Raw genomic sequence first — 21,582 nt, 5'->3', positions numbered from 1 at the left:
TATGTTTTGCCCAAAACGGAGGTACGTTTTACCCAAAACGGAGGTACGTTTTCACAAAAACGATAGTACTTTTTCATAAAAAGCTAGAAATCTTCTTGTTTTTTCGTTATATTCTTCTCGTTGTAAAGCTAGAATGAGAAAACGGATTGTAAAGTATATTTTGCATAAAAAACTATGGGCTTTGTGCAATTCAATGAGGTAAAGATTATCCTTTTATTAGTCCCTAACAGCCCACTTGTAATTTGTTATTTTAGTTTCAGTTAGTTCTTTTCTCTGATTTAGAAGGTTATAATTGGAAAAAAACTGCATAGATTTTCTTGTTAAGTGAAAATATATGTTTATATTTGCAAGTCATTAGTTCTGGAATCTTTCTAAAGGTTTTCTCAAACGATGATAAGTAGGCAGACTGGAGTTATTATTTTATATTGAAGTAAAGTATTCGGCCTTACCTGATTTTGATATCATAAACTTAGTAAAACAATAAAACGATTCAATGAAGTATCACCAACACATGTCAGGAATACGGAAGAAATTGCCTTCTTTGCTATTCCTTGCTACCTTCTTCTTGATGATTTCGTGGACTTCTCCAGCCTTCTCACAGGTGGTTGGCAAGAAGTTCTCTATTTCTTTCAAGGATAAAGGGGTAGCGGAAATCTTAGACTTTATCGCTACGAAGGGCGATTATAAGATTAATTACACGGATGATGTACGGAACGACTCATTGCTATTGACCATTTCTTTTGATGAGGTTGATGAGTTGGGAGCCGTTCAAAGTCTGCTTTCTCACACTCCTTTCACTTATAATGTGAGTGAGAAGGACATCAATGTCTTTAAGATGAAGAACGCCACTCAGGGTCAGTTCACGTTGAGTGGTACGGTGAAAGACAAGGATGGGGCGGGGATTCCATTCGCCACCGTGCAGATTAAAGGAACGTCGCAGGGCGTTATTGCCGATATTGATGGCAATTTCACAATGCCTGTAGAGAAGGAAGAGGGCATGATTAGCTTCTCCAGTGTGGGATATGAGAGTAAGAACTTGAAGTATCACGCTGGAAAACCAATGAATGTTGTTTTGCCTTCTTCGGCTTATACGATGGGCGAGGTGACAGTGGTTGCTTATGGTAAGCGAAACACCCGTGAGCAAGTGGGTGCGATAACCTCTGTGAAGGTGGAAGACTTGCAGAAAGCTCCTACAGCCAGCCTTGAGAATCTCTTGCAAGGTCGTATGGCGGGTGTGGATGTTACCAATCTTTCAGGTTCGCCAGGCGGTGGTGGCTCTCGAATCACTATTCGTGGCTTTAGTTCTTTGAATCAGCAAGGAGTGAATGATGGTAGTCCGTTATTCGTTATTGATGGTGTTCCTGTCAATAGTACAGGTAATGCGAATACGGGTGGTATCAATCCTTTGTCCGCTCTCGACCCCTCAAGTATCGAGTCTGTACAGGTGTTGAAGGATGCAGCCTCGGCTTCGCTCTATGGTTCGCGTGCTGGTAATGGTGTGATTCTGATTACAACAAAGAAAGGAAAGTCAGGGCGTACAGAGGTAAGCGTGAATGTTTCTCAGTCGCTTTCTTGGTTGCCACGCACACCATTACAGACACTTGGTAAGGGAGAGCGCGATATTGCTTTGCTATTGGCGAAGAACCAACGTACGTCTCATTATGACTATACAACCGACCGACTGATTAATCCAGGATCTTACAAAGACTCCTATGGTTGGGATGCAGAATACGATGGTTCGTATGACTACTTATGGCGCAATGGTCAGGTGCTTAATAGCGATCGCAATTTACCAGCTATAGCACAAGACTCGTTGAACACCTTTTATAATAATAGAACAAACTGGTGGAAATATGCCTTCCGTTTAGGTCGTGTGACCAAAGCCGACCTTCAGTTGGCAGGTGGAACCGATAATCTTCGTTATATGGTGAATGGTGGTGTCTATGACGAAACAGGTATCATGATTAGTTCCAACTTCCGTCGTTATAGCTTGTTGAGTAATCTTGACTTCAATCTCTCCACCAAGTTGAGTGCCTTCACACGTATTAATCTCTCTTATGCCACGCAACAGGCAGGCTCCGATGCAGGTCGTGCTCAAGGATTGACTTTCGATCCGAAGCGCACTTCCACATTGTTGCCAGGTAAGGGAAGTACGGCAGAGCGTGTAGCATTAAGGCAATTACGTGATATTGACAAGTTGAATTCTAACTATAATATTCGATTGAGCTTAGGTTTCAATTACAATATTCTTAAGAATTTGAAGTTCTCTTCAACTTATTCTCTCGACCATTATTTCACACGTGTCTACAGCTTTACGCCAGATTATCTGACCTATGACCTCAAGTCTGCGATACAAGCTGCAAACATTGCGATGACCAATATCCAGACAGAGAATATATTGACTTACAACCTCCTTCTCCCACATGATCAAAAGTTGGAGTTGATGGCAGGTATGACCTATAACCACGAACTTTTGCAGAATTTGAATGGTACTGCAAAGGGTGGTCCAACCAATTCTATTAAGTATGCAGGCGAAGGCTGGCCTTCACTCTTCAATGATAATGGAACGATAAGAGCCGCTCAGAGCTTCGGAACTGATAAGCAGGAACAATCCATGGTCAGCTTCTTGGGGCGTGCAGCCTATAGCTATAAGAAACGTTACATGGCGGAATTGTCTATTCGTTCTGATGGATCAAGTGTGTTCGGAAAGGACGTTCGTTGGGGTACATTCCCATCAGTGGGTCTAGGCTGGGCATTCAGTGAGGAAGCCTTCATGAAGAAGCTTTGGTGGTTGAGCTTCGGTAAGGTTCGCGCCTCATGGGGTAAGTCAGGACAGAAGTTCCAAGAGCCTTACTTAGCCTTAGGTATTATGTCAGAAAGTAACGTCTTTAATGGTTCTCTCGGATTGATACCACAAGACATGGCGAATCCAAAGTTGACTTGGGAGGAGAGTGATCAGTATGACCTTGGTCTCGATCTTCAGATGTTAGACTATCGTTTGAAGCTCAAGCTCGATTATTATTATAAGTATTCAAGCAAACTCTTGATGCAGTCTTACCTCCCTGGTAACGTCTTCCTTGCATCACGTATGTGGGATAATGCATCTGCAATCTCTAATGAGGGAATTGAGTTTGAAGCCTCTTATGATGTCATCCGCAATAAGAAGTGGAACTGGACGGTGGGCTTCAATCTCTCACATAACCGCAATATGTTGCGTAAAACCTATAATGGAGAAGACTTGAACGATAAGGTGCTTGGTCGTCCAGTCTATGGTATTTATACTTACAAGGATGAGGGAATAGTGCAGCGTGAAGAGGATATTCCAATGTATCGTAACGCCTCTGGTAAGTTGATGCCATTGTATTTCCAATCAGCAAATAACCCTTTGCGTGTAGGTGGAAGAAAGATTAAAGACCAGAACTATGATGGTGTTATCGATGATAAAGACCTCTATTATGCTGGCAGCACACTCCCTGCTGCTTATGGTGGTCTCAATAGTCATTTGGAATGGAACGGCTTTAGTCTCGACTTACTCTTCAGTTACACCCTTGGTCGTAAGGTAATGAATATGGTCAAGAACAGTGCCTTTAGCTTCACAAAGGAGTTTGGCGTTATCATGAATAAGTTTAATATTCATGACTTCTGGACCACCAACAACCGTAATGCGAAATATCCTTCTTTGGAGTTCGCAGATAAGGATTACATCGGACAATTTGATGGTAACGTTGATTCAAACATAGAGACAATCAGCTTCTTACGCCTAAAGCAACTCGTGTTGGGGTATAAGTTCCCACAGAACTGGTTGAAGAAGACCTTTATAAAAGAGGCTAATCTCTACCTTAGCGGAGAGAATCTCTTCCTCCTAACTAACTATTCGGGAGTAGATCCTGAAGTGATAGATCCTTATACAGGAAAGGACGATGGACGTGAATATCCATTGAATAGAAAGATTACTCTGGGTGTTAATTTAAAATTCTAAAGACGATGCGTAAAATCATATTAGGGTCTGTTCTTGTATGTTCGCTGCTCTCATCATGTAATCTTGATATCGAGCCAGAGAATAGTATGACATACCGAAACTCTTTCAACACAGAGAAAGAGTTGAATGCAACAACGACCTCCATACAATATTATATCAACTCAACTATTGGCAGCAACTTCGTTTTGTCAATGGCTGGAGTTCTAGCAGATAATGTGCAGTCGAACACTCAGTTGCGTGAATGGAACCCTCGTACGGTTCTCTCAAACGACTATTCTTGGAAGGGATTGTACGATCTTATCTTTGAGTCTAACCTGTTGCTGGATAATATCTATCGCACAAAGGACCTCTCAGAAGAGCGTGCTAACTATCACAAGGGACAAGCTGAATTTGCATTAGGATTGGCTTATTTTCTTCTTGCACAGCGTTATGGGGATGCCATTATAACAGAGAACTCTTCTGTTATTAAGGCTTATGGCCTGTCTTCGCAGGCTGAAGTCCTCAACACAGCGATTGATCATGCGAAGAAAGCGTTAGACCTTCTGCCAACATGGGATAAGTTAACTGATATCAACGGAGTGGCTATCACCGAGCGTCAGACAGCTTCAAAGGGTACTGCTGCAACTTTATTAGCACAGATCTATGCCTGGAGAGGAAGTATAACGGGGCTTTATCACCTCAATAACGATGCACAGGCTGACTATCAGAATGCTATCAAGTATGCTTCCGATGTCATAGCTGGGAAGGATGGTGTTTATCGCTTGTGTAGTACGCCAGAGGAGCTTTGTGAGTATCTTTCCAATGAGAAGAGTCCGAACCCAGAAGCCATCTTTAGCCTCTATTTCGATAAGACTCGTTCAGAGAATGTAGCCTCTCCTAATGAGATAGCACGTAACTTTGTTAGTTGGCCAGTGAGGGGTGATCAGACCTTAGCCGACCTACCATCAGAGACGCCATGTCAGCTTTATAAGTCTACTATTGAGGCTCTCTTCCCTGATGCAACAGATAAGCGTTTGCACGCATTCTTCTATGAATGGGATACAAGCCATGAGGTTGATGGACAAGAATATGCCGTTATGTACAAGTTCCGTAAAGCCATCATGGATCCTGACCAGTTCTCGCCAAGTGGTTACAGCTACCGTACCATTGATGCAGACTACGTCTATTGGCGTTTGGCAGACTTATATCTCTTGCGTGCAGAATGCTATCAGAAGTTGGGTGATGAGGCACATGCAATTGCCGACCTGAATGTTATTCGTGCTCGTGCGGGTGCTCTTCTCTATCCTTCAACCTATGATACAGAAGGCTTGAAGAAGGCTATCTTCCTTGAGAGAGAAAAAGAGTTTATTGGTGAGAATGATGCTCGTTATGCCGATATCATACGCAATGGTTATGTCAAAGAAGAGCTCAATGGTAAGTTCAAACTATTGACCAATCAAGACATTCAAGGTGGTGCTCTCTTCTTGCCATTACCTGCTGATTCATGGCAAGATAAGGATGGTCACATCATAAACAACAAGTTGAGACAGAAACCTTATTGGCAGGCTTATAAGTAAATAGGTTCTATTACGAACTCTAAAAAGGTTGAATAATGAAAAAGATAATTTATATTGTGGTACTCTGCTTGACGTTAGGAATGATGTCAAGCTGTACCGACTACAATTTTGATGACACTGGTCTTGCTAATGGTAAGCATGAGACTACCATGTGGGACTACTTCAAAACCGATACTTACAACTGGAGTTTGTTATGCGAAATGGCAGAGCGGGCACAGCTTGTAGGGCTCTTCCAGGGTACAAGTCAGTATGGTAAGGACTTCACCTTCTTTGGTCCAACGAGTCATAGCATTCGTCGTTACCTCTATAAGAATGGTATGACAAGCGTCTCAGAGATGCCTGTTAGTGATTGTAAGAAGTTTATATTGAATTGCGTCTTACCACACAAACGCATAATGCTCGACGACTTTAAGACTGGTACTAAGTCTTCTGATCCCTCTAGCCCAATAGGTAAAGGTGGTGAAACATTCACTATGGCATCAGGTGAGAAACTATGGATTTATACCTTCCGTGAGTCTTACGATGGTGTACCAAACGCTGGTCCATTACAGATCTATTTGGTTTCTCCCACCACAACAAAGACCACTCGCGTTGCTTCTTGTAATATAGAAACCCAAACAGGAGTGGTTCATTCACTTGAATATAACTTTAGTTTAACAGACTTTTAAGGTATGAGAAGAATAAAAAATAGTATAGCGTTAGTATGTCTAACCTTACTTGCTGTAGGCTTTATGGCATCATGTAGCAAGATGAAAGTGGGTTATCTCCGTACTGCGGGGGCTTCTTTTGCACCAGACTCCATCAATGTTTTCCATAATATCGACCCTACCTCTGATCGATATATAGAGCAACAACCCTTCGTATCAACGAGTATTCAGGGTGTTGCAGGTACCAATCCCGTTAACTTCGAGCTAGCCAGTGTGAAGGCAGATACGCCTGCAGCCGGCGAACTCTTTATGAAGTTATATAAAGAAGGAGAGATTTCTGTTGTGGGCGGAAAGGTCATTGTCTCTTTAAAAGCAACTCAACAGTTGACCAATGGACATTATCGTCTCACCTTGAAGGTCTATAACGAGGATCACGAAGCATTGTTAGAAAACATCTTCACAGTCGTTGTGACGGATGATGAGTTAGCTGTCAATTAATCGTAGACATATAATTGTATAGTTTTAAAATACCATAGATTATGAGAATAAAAAGATATTTCTTAGTGCTAGTAGCACTGATTGCTTTCACCCTGCAAAGCTTTGCGCAGGAGGGTACAACGGGTATTCAGTTCTTTCAAGGAACCTTCAATGAAGCTCTTGTAAAGGCAAAGCAAGAGAATAAAGTGCTCTTTGTCGACTTTTATGCAGTGTGGTGTGTACCTTGTAAGAAGATGGCTAAGACTGTATTCACACAAGAGGAAGTGGGTAAGTTCTTCAATGAACACTTCGTTAGCATACAGCTGGATGCAGAGAAGGGAGACAATGTTAACATCGCAAAAAGCTATAAGGTCGTTGCTTACCCAACGGTTGCTTTCATCTCACCTGATGGGAAAGCTATATCAGTGAATACAGGTGCAATGAACAAAGATGAGCTATTGGATGCAGCGAAGATAGCCGCTGGTCAGAGTATGAGCTTTGAAGCTCTTTATGAGAAATATAAGGCAGATAACAATGATCTCGACGTCCAGCAGCAACTCCTTCTCAAAGCTCCTTCCTTCTTACAAGCGCAAGAAGGAATGGAAGCCGACAAGTGGGTTACCCGTTTGCAGAAGTTATATAAGAGCTACATCACCGCTAAAGCACCTTTAAAACTTATCAATGAGAATGATTACAAGATTATTCTTGCACTTGAGGGAGACGATGATAAGGAACACAAGCAATACATAGTTGACCTCATCAATGACCATCTCGATGATTGGACAAAAGCGGTTGGTAAGGCTCCTGCCTACTATATCGTTGAGGCGAATGATGGCTTTGCTGAAGACTTAGCAAAGGATGGTAATGCTAAGTACAAGGACTATGTTGAGAATGTAAAAGGCAAGTATGCTAAGGCTTACGAGGTAATTGGCTTGACGGGTATCACACCTTATGACAAGACAAAACTCTACAATGATGCCCTCTTCAACCTATATAAGAACAAGGATGTCGATGGTTATATCAAGGCTATGCAGACTTACTTTGACAAGATGAAGGGCAATGTTCAAGCTGCTGACTATGGTAAGGCTGCCCAGAATCTATACATGGCTGCAGGCAAGGTGTTGAAACCTAAGCACCATGAAGTAGCTATTCAGTGGTCAGAGAAAGCCCTCGAAAAGGAGAATGCAGTTATGGATCGCGTCAATTACATGGTAATGATTGGCGACTCATATCGTGAGTTGAAGAACTATGCGAAGGCTCGCGAGTATTACAACCAAGCCTTTGCTGAGACCCTCACACTACAGAATATGGAGATGCCACAAGCGATGTTGCAAAGTGCAATTAAGCATAAGCTCTCTACCCTCGAACTACTTGAAAAATAAGAATGTATATGTTTAGAAACATCATAAAGAACCTCACGAGTGTGCCAATGTGCCTACTCGTGAGTTTTCTGTTTTTACTCTCTTCGCCTGCACATGCGCAGATGAAGGGCTTGAGGAAAGGCTCTTTACCGAATGGGCTTACCTATTATATATATAATGACGGGTCGGCAAGTGGCGATGCTCAATATTATCTTTATCAAAACGTGGGAGCCATCATGGAGAATAAAGATGAGATGGGGTTGGCTCACGTCTTGGAGCATTTAGCCTTCAACACAACCGATCATTTCCCTACTGGAGTGATGTCTTTTCTCCGCAAGAATAACCTCAATGACTTCGAAGCCTTTACGGGTGTTGATGATACGAGATATGCTATTCACAACGTACCAAGCACTAACGACGAACTCAATGACAAGGTATTGTGGATTCTTCGTGACTGGTGTCATGGTATTAAAATCACGCCACAAGATGTGGAGAAGGAGCGTGGTATCATCCTTGAAGAGTGGCGACATCGTGCTGGAGTGAACCGCCGTTTGACGGATGCCATTGCTCCTGTCGTTTATAACCAGTCGGGTTATGCAACGCACAATGTTATTGGTTCGATTGATTTCTTACAGTCTTTTCAGCAGAAGCAGGTAAAGGCTTTCTATGATAAGTGGTATCGTCCTAACCTCCAATTCATAGCTGTTATTGGCGATGTCGACCTTGATAAGACAGAAGCAAAGATTCAGTCGATCTTCAAAACGTTACCGAATAAGCTCGCACCAGCCGTTGATGCGCAGGTTCGGAACATCCCCGTGAATGACAAGCCACTCTATCTTCGATTCATCGACCCCGAGAATAAGAGTGCTTCCTTCGGTCTTTACCAACGCTATGAGACGCCAGGTAATATCCAAGAAGAGGCTCGCATCCGTCAATTCATCTTCACTAAGTTCTTCAATACACTTGCTCCTAAGCGGTTCGCAATGCTGAAGAATGCGGATAAAGAGAAGTTTATTGCTGCTGACTTGAGCCTTTCTCCATTGGTGAGAGACTATTCGCAAATGGCATGGGACATGGTTCCATATCAGGGGGAGGCGCAAGCTGCTTTGCAGCAGTTGCTTGCCGTGCGTGCTAACCTTCGTGACAAGGGCTTTACCGAGGCGGAGTTTAATGCCGAGAAAGAGGCGATGTACAACGGAATGAAGGATGTCTTGGAGGCAAAGGGACTAGGAACTCCTGATAATGCCTTAATGCTCTTCCGCCAAAACTACCTCTATGGTATTCCTATGAAAGACTTCCGTTCACAGATTAGTCGCAACCTTGAGACCTTAGTAGAGCTTGAGGTGAGCGATATCAATGCGTGGTTGAAAACCTTACTCGATGATAAGAACCTTGCTTTCGTTACTTATTCAAAGTCGAAGGAAGAGATGAATATCACCGAAGACGAGTTTAACACTGCTCTAAAGAATGCCTCTTCCAACGACGATTTGGCGCAGGCTGCCAACGTGAAACCTATCACGAACCTCATTGATTATAATCTCGTTCCAGGGAAGATAACCAGTGAGACGACATTAAAGAAGCTCCAGTCGAAGGTGTGGAAACTAAGTAATGGCGCACGAGTCATCTATAAGTATGTACCTGAAGCAAAGGGTCGTTTCTTCTTTGCAGGCTCTTCCATCGGTGGTAAATCGGTTGTTCCTGCAACAGAGTTAGCCAACTATACGGCTATGCGCTCGCTCTTGATGCAGTCGGGAGTATATAATTACAACCGCAATCAACTTGCCCAATGGCTACAAGGGAAAGACCTAAATCTATCCCTATCACTCGAGGATTATAGTGACGGAATAGGCGGTTCTGCGGCTGTTGCAAACGCTGATGACTTCTTTGGATACCTCCATCTCGTTCTGTCGAAACAGAACTTTTCAAAGGCAGCATTCGATAAGTACATCCAACGCAGCGTTTATCTCTATGACAACCGACCATTGAGTGGTATGGAGGCAGTGCAGGATTCCATCCGTCAGTTGCTCTATCCAGTGAGCGCGTTGAACCCTCGTCAGGATGAAAAGTTCTTCCATTCAATGCAATATGACCAACTCGCAGAGCAGTTCCAAAAGCATTTAGGCGATGCATCAGGCTTCACTTATTGTCTGATGGGCGATATTCCAGAGGCGAAAGCACGGGAGTTAATCACACGATATATCGCTTCGCTCAAGGGGTCGGGTAAGCCAGCTGTAACGTCAGTGACGCCACTTGACTTTGCTGCGAGTGCCCCTGTCATCAAGCATACCTTTGAGACTGAGACCGACGGAGGCATGGCTGAGATTGAAATCTCATACTCCAATAAGCAGAAACTAACTGATCGTGAGCAGGCAGCACTAGAGGTGTTGCGTGCGTTGTTGGAGCGTCGTTACTTCGATGTGTTGCGTGAGAAGGAACATCTCACTTATACGATTGGTGTGCAAAGTACTTATAATTCGCAGCCAGAAGCAAGTGAGAACCTAAGTATCCACCTCTCTACTGCAGCGGAGCATATCGATCGTGTCCTCACGTTAGTATATCAGTTTATTGAGGATGTGAAGGCTGGTCGCATAAGTGCTGACGATTTCAAGGCAGCGATGGTACCATTAGCTGTACAAGAGGAAGATGCTAATACACAACAGAATACAGCTGATCCTTCATTGTGGATGGGACTTCTGAATGTCTATGCAGAGACTGGTGAAGAGTTGTCACCATCGGATAGCTCTAGTTCAGAACCTATCTTCAAGACTCTCACGGAACAAGATATTGCGCAGGTCGCAACGAAGATTCTCACGCAAGCTAAGCAACGTGAGATTATCGTCAAGCCCGTTGTTCATGAGGGAAAGCGCACGTTTAAATAGGGAGGAGAGGCCTCTCCCCCGTCCCCACCCAGCCTCCCCCAAGGGGAGGAGTGCCTAACGGGAGCCAGTTAGGGGAGGCTTACTTAAATTCAAAGAGGGCGTCTCTTCGATGTGAAGAGACGCCCTCTTCATTGCAAGGAAACGCCCTCTTCAAATCGAGAAGGGCGTTTCCTTAATTCTACTAAAAACCTTTCTTTAATTCAAAATGCAAAGTTCACAATTCAAAAATGTGATTAGTTCTGTTGTTGAAAGGCATTAATAAATTCTTTGCTGGGACATTTTTAACACGGAATACACGGATGGCACAGAGCCTAAAAGGGACACAGAGTTCCTAAAGGAACATGGGAATCCACAGAAGCTGACGCCCATTTTTATTTAACTAAAAGCCTCCCCAAGCCCCTCCGATGGAGGGGATGTTATTCCTAAAAGCTCTTCTTTTATTCAAAAATACAACTATCTCTATTTCTCTTAACAATCCTCTCTCTTCCAACTAACAGTCTTCACTCCCCTCTCCATTCGGAGAGGGGATGGGGGTGAGGCTTTAGTTGGGATGGGAGTTAGGCTGTAGTTGGGATGGGTGAGGCTGTAGATAGGATGGGGGTGAGGCTCTTTCCTCCTTTTTAGAGAGTCTTTATTGAATTGTAAGAAAGCACCCTGTCCATGCTACACAATCCAACAATTATTCGTAAATTTGCACTGAATAATGAAATTGTTTAGCATCCTCTATGGCGGAGAAAATTAGAATCAAGGATATAGCAAAACGTGCTGGTGTAAGTGTGGGTACGGTAGACCGCGTTCTTCATAAGCGTCCGAACGTGTCGAAATCGGCTCTTGAGCGAGTTGAGAAAGCCCTGAAAGAGATGGATTACCAGCCTAATATGTATGCTAGCGCACTGGCTCATAACAAGAGCTATACCTTTTATTGTCTCATACCAAAGCATGCCAGCGAGGCTTATTGGGACGAGATTGAGATGGGCGCAATGAAGGCTGTCGAGCGAAGAAGGGACTTTTATATCGACCTGGAAATTATGTATTACAGTCGACTGAACCCTCAGTCGTTTGTCGATACCTACCAGAAATGCTTGAAGAAGAACCCTGATGGAGTTATTCTCGTACCTACCACGCTTGAGAGAACACGCCTGTTTACTGACGAGTTACACGAGCGTAACATCCCCTTTGTGCTGCTTGATTCCTATATGCCGAGCCTTCAGCCACTTGCTTTCTTTGGTCAGGACTCTATCCAGAGTGGGCATTTTGCAGCTCGAATGCTTATGCTTTTGGCACGAAATGAGCGTTCTATTATGCTGATGAAACAAACGATTGACGGCAAGATGGCAAGTAGACAGCAGGAGAACAGAGAGGTTGGTTTCCGCAACTACATGGCTAAGCACTTCCCAGAAGTGGATATTCTCGACGTGAATCTACCACTTGACGAAGAGAGGAAACGCTATGATGGTATCTTAGAGAAGTTCTTTACAGCCCATCCAGAGGTGCATCATTGCCTTGCAGTGAACTCGAAAGCGCACATCGTAGGCGAGTTCTTGCTCAAAACTAAGCGTCACGACGTACAGATCATGGGCTATGATATTGTGCATAAGAATGCTGAATGTCTCAGAGCAGGGAGCATCTCTTTCCTCATCGCACAGCATGCTTACCAGCAAGGGTTCTTTAGTATCGACACACTCTTCCGTGCCATCGTATTGAAGAAGAAGGTTGAACAAACGAACTACATGCCTATTGACCTCCTTACAAAGGAGAACATCGACTTCTATTTGCGCTCTTGGGACCTGTAAGGGAGAGCTTTTTGTTAAATTAAAAACAGAATGATTAATCATAAAAAAGGACTTCTTGCACTCAGTCCACTACTTGTCTTCATCCTACTTTATCTAGTCACTTCGATTGTATCAGGCGACTTCTATAAGGTACCAATTACTGTTGCCTTTATGGTGGCAAGCATCTTTGCTATCATAATGTCGGGTGGCTTTCCTCTTAATAAGCGTATCGAGATATACAGCAAAGGCGCAAGTACGGATAACATGATGATGATGTTGTGGATATTTGTACTAGCGGGAGCATTCGCAAATGCCGCTAAACAGATGGGAAGTATCGATGCCACGGTGAACATGACATTGTCAGTTCTACCGAGCAACATGCTCCTTGCAGGCTTATTCCTTGCCTCTTGCTTCATCTCAATAAGCATTGGTACGAGTGTGGGAACCATCGTTGCGCTTACACCAATTGCTGCTGGCGTAGCGAGTTCGACGGGTTCTTCGATGCCATTTGTCGTTGCTGTGGTCGTTGGAGGCTCTTTCTTCGGTGATAACCTGTCGTTTATCAGTGATACAACGGTCGTTGCCACGCGTACACAAGAGTGTAAGATGGCTGATAAGTTCCGTGTTAATTTCTTCATCGTAGCCCCTGCCGCCTTCCTTATCCTTGCTGCTTATGTCTTTATGGGATGGGATGTTCACACGCTATCAGCCCCACCTTCGGTTAGTTATTATCGAATAATACCTTACATGGCAGTGCTTATCTGTGCCGTATTGGGTATGAATGTGATGGCGGTACTGACCATTGGTTTGATCTTAACAGGCGTTATTGGCATAGCAGATGGCACCTACGACATCTATGGATGGTTCTCTAGTATGGGTAACGGAATCACTGGTATGGGCGAGTTAATCATCATTACGATGATGGCAGGCGGTTTGCTCGAGATGATAAGGGCTAATGGTGGCATTGACTACATCATTAGTATCATCACACGGCACGTTAGTAGCAAGCGAGGAGCAGAACTCACGATAGCCTTCTTGGTGTCTCTTGTTGATATTTGTACGGCAAATAACACCGTTGCCATCCTCACTGTGGGAGGCATATCGAAGCAGATTGGCGATAAGTATGGGGTAGATAAGCGCAAAGCAGCAAGTATCCTCGACACCTTCTCATGCTGTGTTCAGGGCTTGATACCCTATGGTGCACAGCTCTTAATGGCTGCTGGACTGGCAAAGATAAACCCTGTGAGCATTGTGCCTTACCTCTATTACCCCTTCTTGATAGGTGTGTTTGCTTTGCTATCTATCTTCTTCCGTTATCCAAGGAGGTATTCTTAATGTTAATATTATTCGCTTATTATGGACGTCATACAGCGTAACTTCTTTCGTATTCTAAGCTCTGGTGCCTTCGGAACCCAGTCGAGTATTGAGCCGATGTCGCCTTTCAAATGGCGCAGACTCATGCAGATGGTGGAGGCACAAAAGGTTACTTCCATCTTTGTTAATGGTATTGCTGCCCACAGCATGGATGAGGGTCTGAACCTCCCTGACGCTATCATTGCCGAACTGAGGACCAAGATGGGGGATAACAAGGCGTTAACAGCAAAAGTTCCGAAGTCTGTTCGCCTTAGTAACTCTCTATTGAATAGGCGATTGAAGAAGCTCATCCATGACGAATTACATAGTATTGACACCTCCGTTGAGGCTTTGGATATACTGAAACTCATCGTCTCTAACTCTGAAACAATGCTCAATCGGGGGATGAATCTAGGTGGGATTATCACCATCGGACAGTACTTGAGGGTGCGAGGAGACAAGGTGGACTTTGTGAAACTAGACTCTTGGCTGGCTAACCTACAGCTTCAGTCGATGGCAGAACTGCAAGGGAACATCCTTATATCAGTCTTTGGTTTTGAGGAAGAGGAACTCCCTTTCGTTAATAAAATTGATAAGAAAGCCTATGAACTGACGCTTCGTAGTGTTTCCGACTTGGCTAAAGACACGGCTCAAGAGTGGCATTTCAAACAGAACTCGGCTGGTTTCGTACAGAATAATGGGGCTGTATTGCGTCGTAACCTGCGTCGCAGTGTGCGTTATGTGGGCTATGCTCCTGTGGAGACGGTTAGTAATTTCTTCAGCAACTTCGTGCGTAGTCTGTCGGAGATAGAGGAGTAGTGGAAGCAAGGAAATGCCTTTTTTGAAATAAAGAGAGCCTCCTTTCACTGCAAGGAGAGGCTCTTCTTCATGCAAGGAAACGCCCTTCTCAAATGGAGAAGAGCGTTTCCTCGTTTTTTATCCTGCTGTTCCAACTAATAAGGCACTACCTCGTTACAATCCGTTCGCACCTCTTTCTAACGAACTCCCGTAGGTAGATTCCTTTCTTCGGGAGGTTTATTCATTGCCTTTAATGATTCCTCTCAACCAGAAATACAGCTCTTCTTGTAGTCGGAAGAGCAGCCAGGAACGGCGAAGAGGACAATAGCCAAACTTGCGACGAAGGCTGGGGCGGACAAGAGAAAGGTTGATCGTTGCCCACACATGACGCATGATGTCCAGTCCACGATGGCGGTCGGATGGGGAGAGCGAACGGCGATGACGATAGTAAAAGAAGTAGAGTCCCACGAGATTCAACCATCGTTTCGTTTCATAAAAGGCGATTATTTCATCGGAAACACGCAACGATAAGAGTTGTTGATGTAGACGTTCATTCGCTAAAAGGAAGTCGAATCGCTGTCCACTCACTTGATGAGTAACGGAACTACTACGCTGTCGGTAGAAGTAAGTACCACTACAAAGTGCCACCTTCCGAGACCTTAGGTAATGAATATGTGTTACATTCTCATCCGTGTAAGTCTTCTGTGTTTCATCGTAAGGAAAGGCTTGATGGATTGTGTTGCGAATGGCATATACGCCATGGATCTGCCATGTCAAACTCTCTTTAAAAGCCTCCTCTCCCGACAAAGTATCGAAAGGTTGCATTTGAAAATCTTGCTCTTTCCCATCTTCATAGTGCAGCACTAGATGGAAAAGAACCGTGTCTATATCAGCCGTGAACGCTTTATAGACTTTCTCAAGGGCATCATCAGCAAACCAATCGTCACTATCCAAAAAGCAAACATACTCTCCCGTGGCTTGTGCAAGAGCCACATTTCGGGCATGCGCCAAGCCCATATTCTCCTTTAAGAAGGTGGGTTTGATTCGTGCGTCACGCTCGGCATACGCTCGAAGTATGGCGGGTGAGCTATCAGAAGAGCCATCGTCAACACAAAGCACTTCAATGTCTCGTAAGCTCTGACGCATTAATGAGTCGAGACACTGGCGTAAATAAGGTGCTGTGTTATACACGGCTACAATCACACTAACCTTTATCATGGCGTATAAACTTATCTTTTATCTTATTACGAAGGCTGTTCCACTGCTGGTCGGTCTTACTCCTTAACACCCGAACGGACGCTATCGCACTCACGAGGCAAAGTCCACTTGCCACGCACCAACGCCATTGCCAGAGTTCAGAACGTACGCAGAAGAAGGTGAGAATACCCAATGTAAACTGGAAAGCAGCGAGTTTCACTACATCAGCCGACAGTCGGTAACGATACTTGCGAGCCATATAAACATAGACAATGAGCAGGTGGAGCGTACCAGCGAGGGCTATTCCGATACCCGCACCAGTAATTCCCCACTTGTTGAAACACGTGAGGAGCAATGCTACTAACAATAGATCGTAAGTCGATTCGAGGATGAGATAGGCACGAGAAGCGCCCTTTGCCAAACTAATATACTCCATCGGCAAGCGCACGGCACGCACATACATAGCCAAGACGAGCACTTGTGCCATGCCAAGCGCAGGTAGGAAACGCCCTGAATAGAGCACTTCAAGGAGCTGCGGAAGCAACAGAAGGAAGAGAGCAAGCAGTGGGGAAACGAGCAAAAGGGTCACTTCAATCTGGCGATTGACGGTCTGACGGAAAGTAAACGACAGCTGATTGACCCCCGAGAGACGTGGAAAATAATCGGTTTCCATGGCAGAGAAGATCATTCCTGCATATACCATTGTCATCATGTAAGCGGCATTATAGAAGCCGACAGTCGCTGTATTGGCTACGTTGTTGAGGTAACTTCGGATGATGAAGTCGGCTCCTGAACCCAATACACCAGCCAGTACGAACGCCACACCGAGCCGAATCATTCCCAAGCCAGCACTCAAATCGGAACGTGAAAAGGATAGTTTGAACGGATAGAGACGCCAAGAAGCACTGAGGGTGAGCACCACTTGCACCACAGCAGCAAGCAGTAAAGAGGGGACGATGGCACGTTCTCCAAAGAAGTAATATAATGGGATGGTGAGCAAGGAAGTGCCGAGAACGTTATAAACGGATAGTTCTGCCAGCTGTCGGAGGCGTCGGACGGCTTTCAAAATAGCCATTTCACCATTCGTGATAGCCGTCAATGCGATGATAGGAGAGAGTAGGATGAAATCGAAAGTATAACCATTCCATGAAAAGGAATAGTGACTCAACAATGGACTCAAGGCTATGCAGACCACCATTCCGAGCACAGCTGTAAGCAAACTCCACGACCGCACGATGCGAATATCAGCCTGTAAACGTTCGTCCTCACCATTGTCATAATCGCTGGAGAGGTTTCGCACGGCGCTTATCGCTATGCCGAAGTTGGTGGAATCACTAACTAATCGAATCGAAGAGTTGAATAATGAGATGAGACCAACACCTTGTGGACCTAACAACAAAGCCACGATTTTGTTGCGAATAACGCCTATCAGCACATTAAGTCCTTGTACACCACCAAACAAGCTGATATACTTCAAGACATGGAGATAACCATCGGTATTAGTGCTTTTTTTCATCTTCTATATGAACGGAAACCATTCTTTTTTATTATATTTGCACCAAATAATATTACATGTTACTGTCTATTATCATTCCAATCTATCGTGTTGAAGACACCATCCAACGCTGTTTGGAGAGTGTGCTCATGCAGTTGGACGATAGGATGGAACTGATTATCATTGACGATGGAAGCCCCGATGATTCGGCAAAGATAGCCTCAAGAATGATTCAAGGACGGGCGAATTGCACGCTTATTCATCAATCGAATCAAGGTTTATCGGCTGCTCGCAACACGGGACTGGAGCATGCGCAAGGGGAGTATGTGACCTTCATTGACTCGGATGACTTTATCCAAGAAGGTACGATTGAGGCGTTACTTGCAGTGCTGGATATGCACCCGGAATATGACATACTGGAGTATCCTGTGATGCAACATCACGGCAATAAGCAATGCGAGAAGTTGCTTACTTTCTCCGAAAAGGTATTCACCTCGGCTCGAGACTATTGGCTTGGTGGGGGCTACCTGCATACTTACGCCTGTAATAAATACTATCGTCGACGGCTCTTCGAGGGCGTTCGCTATCCTGTTGGAAAGGTGTTTGAAGATACTTATACATTGCCTTTCTTACTCGCAAAAGCGGGTGTGATAGGGACGACGGGACGGGGTCTTTATTACTACACAGATAACCCTCAAGGCATTACTGCACGTGCTGGAGGACAAGAGCTGACCCATCTTTTGGAGGCTCACTTGCGTCATCTCGCACAATGGGGGACGTTGACAGCAGCTTATTATGAGTCACTTTTGAACATTCAAATGGATGTTTATGAGGCAACGAAGGCTGCTCCAGTGCTCCCAATACTCCCTTATAAGGGTACAATGAAACTATTGATTCTTCATTTAATAGGGCTTAAACGCTTATGTCAACTCAATCAATTTATACACAAAATGGGCTTACGAAACCGCTAGTTAGCTTCATCGTGACCTATCACAATGAGCCTCTTGAGATGCTTCGAGAGTGTATCAACAGTATTCTTGCGCTCTCGCTCGCTGAGACGGAACGCCAGATTATTGTCGTAGATGATGGTTCTGACCGCTCACCCATCGCTGAACTCATGGAGTTGTCATCGACTATCTATTATCTAAGACAGGACAATCAAGGGTTGAGTCAGGCTCGAAATAGAGGCATAACATTGGCTGAAGGCGACTTTATTCAGTTCGTTGATGCTGACGACTATCTGCTTATTAGCCCTTACGAGCAGTGCCTTGACATCGCAAGATACAAGGATGCAGACATGGTGATGTTCTTTCCTTCGGACAAGCCAACGGCTAATCCAAGTCCAGACTGGACTGGTCCGGTGAGCGGAACGGACTATATGACGCATAACAACATACACGCCAGTGCCTGGGGATACCTCTTCCGCCGTTGCTGTCTACATGAGTTACGATTCCCAAAGGGCTTTGTGCATGAGGATGAAGAGTTCACTCCGCAGCTCATGTTACGCATTGAAAAACTTTACGTAAGCAACAACAAGGCTTATTACTATCGTCAACACGAGGGTTCCATCACCCATTCTCGGGACTTGAAGAGCAAGTTGAAGCGTCTATCAGACTTCGAGAAGATTATCAACCGACTGAAGGATAAGGTGGAGTACTTGCCTGTTAAGGATCGAATAGCTATGGAGCGACGCATTGCGCAACTAACGATGGACTATCTATATAATGTTATTCGCCTCACTCATGACGCTGGTCACTTGGAGAAAGTATTGTTACGACTGACCGACCAAGGGCTCTTCCCATTGCCAGAAAAGGACTACACGCGTAACTATAAACTGTTCCGAAGACTCATCAACACCGCTTGGGGACGTAAGATCTTGCTGTTGGCTTTGACGCTGAAGAGATAGTTTTTACTGGTAAAAAAGCGCTGATAGAATAATGAAAATCCTCCTCTTAGGCGAATACAGCAATGTTCATAACACACTGGCAATGGGTTTGCGCGCACTTGGACATCGAGTGACTGTGGTCTCAAATGGCGACTTTTGGAAGGATTATCCACGTGACATTGATGTGAGCCGACCAACAGGACGACTGGGAGGAGTGCGCCTCTTGGCAAAGATATACGCTCTTTTGCCACGTTTGAGAGGCTATGATGTGGTGCAATTCATCAACCCTATCTTCTTTGAACTGCGTGCCGAACGCCTTTTCTACATCTTTCGTTACCTCAAAAAGCACAATAAAAAGCTCTTTCTGGGGGCTTTCGGCATGGATTACTATTGGGTGCATACCTGTTCCACGACGATGCCCTTGCGGTATAGCGACTTCAATTTCGGTACGAAACTGCGCCAGAATGAAGAGGCAGTAAGCGAGCGGAAGGATTGGATTGGCACTGAGAAGGAACGCTTGAACCGCCTGATGGCAGCGGAATGTGACGGTATTATCACTGGACTCTACGAATATTGGTGTTGCTATCAGCCGTTTTTTCCCACAAAGACAACCTTTATTCCCTTTCCAATCGTTGTGGGGGACGAACCGAAGATAGCCCCTGAATCCCCCAAACAATTAAATCTCTTTATCGGAATCAGCCGTAACCGGTCAGTGTATAAAGGCACGGATATCATGTTGCGAGCGGCTGAGAAGGTGAAAGCTGACTATCCCGACCGATTGAATCTGAAGGTTGTTACGGGCTTACCCTTCGATGAGTATGTGCGGACGATGCGTGGTTCTGATGCTATCATGGACCAACTCTACAGCTATACTCCATCAATGAATCCACTCGAAGCGATGGCACATGGCATTATATGTATTGGTGGGGGCGAACCCGAACACTATGCTCTTCTGCATGAGACAACGCTTCGCCCAATCATTAATGTCCTCCCCTCGTATGAGAGTTGTGTGTCAGCTCTCACGCAGCTTGTCACCCATCTCGATCAAATCCCAGCCCTTCGCCACCAGAGTTACGCCTATGTTCGCAAGCACCATGACCATATCAAGGTAGCACGAGAGTATGAGAAGTTTTATAAAAGATAAATCGCTCTCATCCTTATGATAGGCGCAAGCATAGAGCCAAAGGCTTACTTGCAGATGAAGTCCTCGTTAATTCTTTTGTAGCAAGCAATAAGAAAAAAAGAACGAAACGCCCTTTTCCATTTGAAGAAGGCGTTTCGTTACATGAAGAAGAGCCTCTCCTTGCGGTGAAGGGAGGCTCTCTTTGTTTCATGAGAAGCGTTTGTTTGATTGGAAATGATTTCTTTGACAACCTTACTTGCACCCTCTGAAAGGGGGAGTGTGCCTAACGAAAGGCAAGCAGATAATCGTTTTCTATGCCCCACGAAGCTGCATCTTCTCCTACAGAAAGGCTTGGAGAGGCTTGTTTCCTATCGTAACAATTCTAATTGTGGGATAGTGATTAAACCACGAGTAATACTTATCAGTCCTTCTTCCTGCAACTGATTCAGCATGTGAGAGACGTTCAGACGACTTTGATGAAGCTCATGTCCGAGTGTTTCCATCTTTATTTTCAATACCTTCCTACCAGCTTGTGTAATGCAACGAAGGCGCAGGAAAGCAAAGAACTGTTGGCGAATATCCGTTGGATTCTGCCTCCATGGAGTGCGACCCTGCCGTTGCGCTTGCATGGAAAGGATATTAAGAAAATTCAAACGACAGATGAGATAGGAGTCAAGGAGGCGTAGAATCTCCTCTTTACTGAGTGCCAATAGACTGCAATCAGTCTGTGCGGAGAAGGTACGGGAGTATCTCGACATGAGTCCGAAGAGGTGTTCTGGTTGTATGACAGCCGGTGCTGATAACTCTTCGACAATACTATATCGGTGGTTATCAGCATGACTCTCCACGCTCAACGACCCTGCCATGAGAAAGAAGAGTTGCGTGCATCGGTCGCCTTCTGCCGCCAATAATTGTCCTGCCAACAGCTTGTGAAAGCCGAACTTGGTGTTCCCTACAATCTCAGAAAGCTCACTTGAACCTATACCGAGGAAGAGTGGGAGGCGGAGAAGATCGTTGTAAAGTTGTAACATAAGCGAAAAACAGCCTCACCCCTGCCCCC

15 protein-coding genes are annotated in these 21,582 nt (G+C 44.8%); 12 read left to right on the top strand and 3 right to left on the bottom strand.

The genetic code is table 11. From position 1 onward, the window contains the following. Positions 1-493 precede the first annotated feature (493 nt). The 9 genes from HMPREF9969_RS09365 (at position 494) to HMPREF9969_RS09325 (ending at position 14,843) form a co-directional block, all read left to right on the top strand. Positions 494-3,979, top strand: coding sequence for a SusC/RagA family TonB-linked outer membrane protein (locus HMPREF9969_RS09365; RefSeq protein ID WP_009435638.1), 3,486 nt, complete (start codon positions 494-496; stop codon positions 3,977-3,979). Between the two features lie 5 nt (positions 3,980-3,984). Next, entirely contained in the window at positions 3,985-5,535 is a 1,551-nt protein-coding gene (locus HMPREF9969_RS09360; RefSeq protein ID WP_009435622.1) for a RagB/SusD family nutrient uptake outer membrane protein, read from the top strand. 35 nt (positions 5,536-5,570) lie between these two features. Further along, positions 5,571-6,203: a hypothetical protein gene (locus HMPREF9969_RS09355; protein WP_009435618.1), complete on the top strand. Its 633-nt coding sequence runs from the start codon at positions 5,571-5,573 to the stop codon at positions 6,201-6,203. Between the two features lie 3 nt (positions 6,204-6,206). After that, positions 6,207-6,680 carry a hypothetical protein gene (locus tag HMPREF9969_RS09350; protein ID WP_009435628.1) on the top strand — a complete coding sequence of 158 codons (474 nt, stop codon included), beginning with the start codon at positions 6,207-6,209 and terminating at the stop codon, positions 6,678-6,680. 41 nt (positions 6,681-6,721) lie between these two features. After that, positions 6,722-8,041, top strand: a complete 1,320-nt coding sequence (locus HMPREF9969_RS09345) for a thioredoxin family protein (protein ID WP_036895619.1) — start codon at positions 6,722-6,724, stop codon at positions 8,039-8,041. Between the two features lie 8 nt (positions 8,042-8,049). Continuing rightward, positions 8,050-10,899: a M16 family metallopeptidase gene (locus tag HMPREF9969_RS09340; RefSeq protein ID WP_009435611.1), complete on the top strand. Its 2,850-nt coding sequence runs from the start codon at positions 8,050-8,052 to the stop codon at positions 10,897-10,899. A gap of 725 nt (positions 10,900-11,624) precedes the next feature. After that, entirely contained in the window at positions 11,625-12,692 is a 1,068-nt protein-coding gene (locus tag HMPREF9969_RS09335; protein ID WP_009435627.1) for a substrate-binding domain-containing protein, read from the top strand. A gap of 30 nt (positions 12,693-12,722) precedes the next feature. Next, on the top strand, positions 12,723-14,006 hold the full coding sequence (locus tag HMPREF9969_RS09330; protein ID WP_009435584.1) for a Na+/H+ antiporter NhaC family protein: 1,284 nt from the start codon (positions 12,723-12,725) through the stop codon (positions 14,004-14,006). 21 nt (positions 14,007-14,027) lie between these two features. Beyond that, on the top strand, positions 14,028-14,843 hold the full coding sequence (locus HMPREF9969_RS09325; RefSeq protein ID WP_009435647.1) for a hypothetical protein: 816 nt from the start codon (positions 14,028-14,030) through the stop codon (positions 14,841-14,843). A gap of 216 nt (positions 14,844-15,059) precedes the next feature. On the opposite strand, the gene HMPREF9969_RS09320 is transcribed toward HMPREF9969_RS09325, so the two are convergent. Together HMPREF9969_RS09320 and HMPREF9969_RS09315 are read right to left on the bottom strand one after the other, a co-directional pair. After that, the gene (locus HMPREF9969_RS09320; protein ID WP_009435600.1) at positions 15,060-16,040 is read right to left on the bottom strand and encodes a glycosyltransferase family 2 protein; all 981 of its coding nucleotides are present in this window, start codon (positions 16,038-16,040) and stop codon (positions 15,060-15,062) included. Beyond that, positions 16,027-17,535, bottom strand: coding sequence for an oligosaccharide flippase family protein (locus HMPREF9969_RS09315; RefSeq protein ID WP_009435651.1), 1,509 nt, complete (start codon positions 17,533-17,535; stop codon positions 16,027-16,029). Before HMPREF9969_RS09315 ends, HMPREF9969_RS09320 begins: the two co-directional genes overlap by 14 nt. A gap of 56 nt (positions 17,536-17,591) precedes the next feature. Between HMPREF9969_RS09315 and HMPREF9969_RS09310 the strand changes: the two genes are divergently transcribed. Genes HMPREF9969_RS09310 through HMPREF9969_RS09300 form a run of 3 tightly spaced genes read left to right on the top strand, consistent with a single transcriptional unit; the run spans position 17,592 to position 20,543 of the window. Further along, positions 17,592-18,485 (top strand): glycosyltransferase family 2 protein, encoded by an 894-nt coding sequence (locus HMPREF9969_RS09310; RefSeq protein ID WP_009435617.1) that lies wholly within the window; start codon positions 17,592-17,594, stop codon positions 18,483-18,485. Further along, positions 18,437-19,420, top strand: coding sequence for a glycosyltransferase family 2 protein (locus HMPREF9969_RS09305; protein WP_083835318.1), 984 nt, complete (start codon positions 18,437-18,439; stop codon positions 19,418-19,420). Before HMPREF9969_RS09310 ends, HMPREF9969_RS09305 begins: the two co-directional genes overlap by 49 nt. 31 nt (positions 19,421-19,451) lie before the next feature. Beyond that, positions 19,452-20,543, top strand: coding sequence for a glycosyl transferase (locus tag HMPREF9969_RS09300; protein WP_036895617.1), 1,092 nt, complete (start codon positions 19,452-19,454; stop codon positions 20,541-20,543). A 347-nt stretch (positions 20,544-20,890) separates the two neighbouring features. Here HMPREF9969_RS09300 and HMPREF9969_RS09295 read toward each other — a convergent pair whose 3' ends face one another. Beyond that, on the bottom strand, positions 20,891-21,553 hold the full coding sequence (locus HMPREF9969_RS09295) for a Crp/Fnr family transcriptional regulator (RefSeq protein ID WP_009435629.1): 663 nt from the start codon (positions 21,551-21,553) through the stop codon (positions 20,891-20,893). Positions 21,554-21,582: the final 29 nt, after the last annotated feature.

The sequence above is a fragment of the Prevotella sp. oral taxon 306 str. F0472 genome, from assembly GCF_000257925.1.
GTDB lineage: Bacteria > Bacteroidota > Bacteroidia > Bacteroidales > Bacteroidaceae > Prevotella > Prevotella vespertina.
The sequence above is the reverse complement of the archived record's forward strand: the minus strand, read 5'-3'. Positions and strand labels throughout refer to the sequence as shown.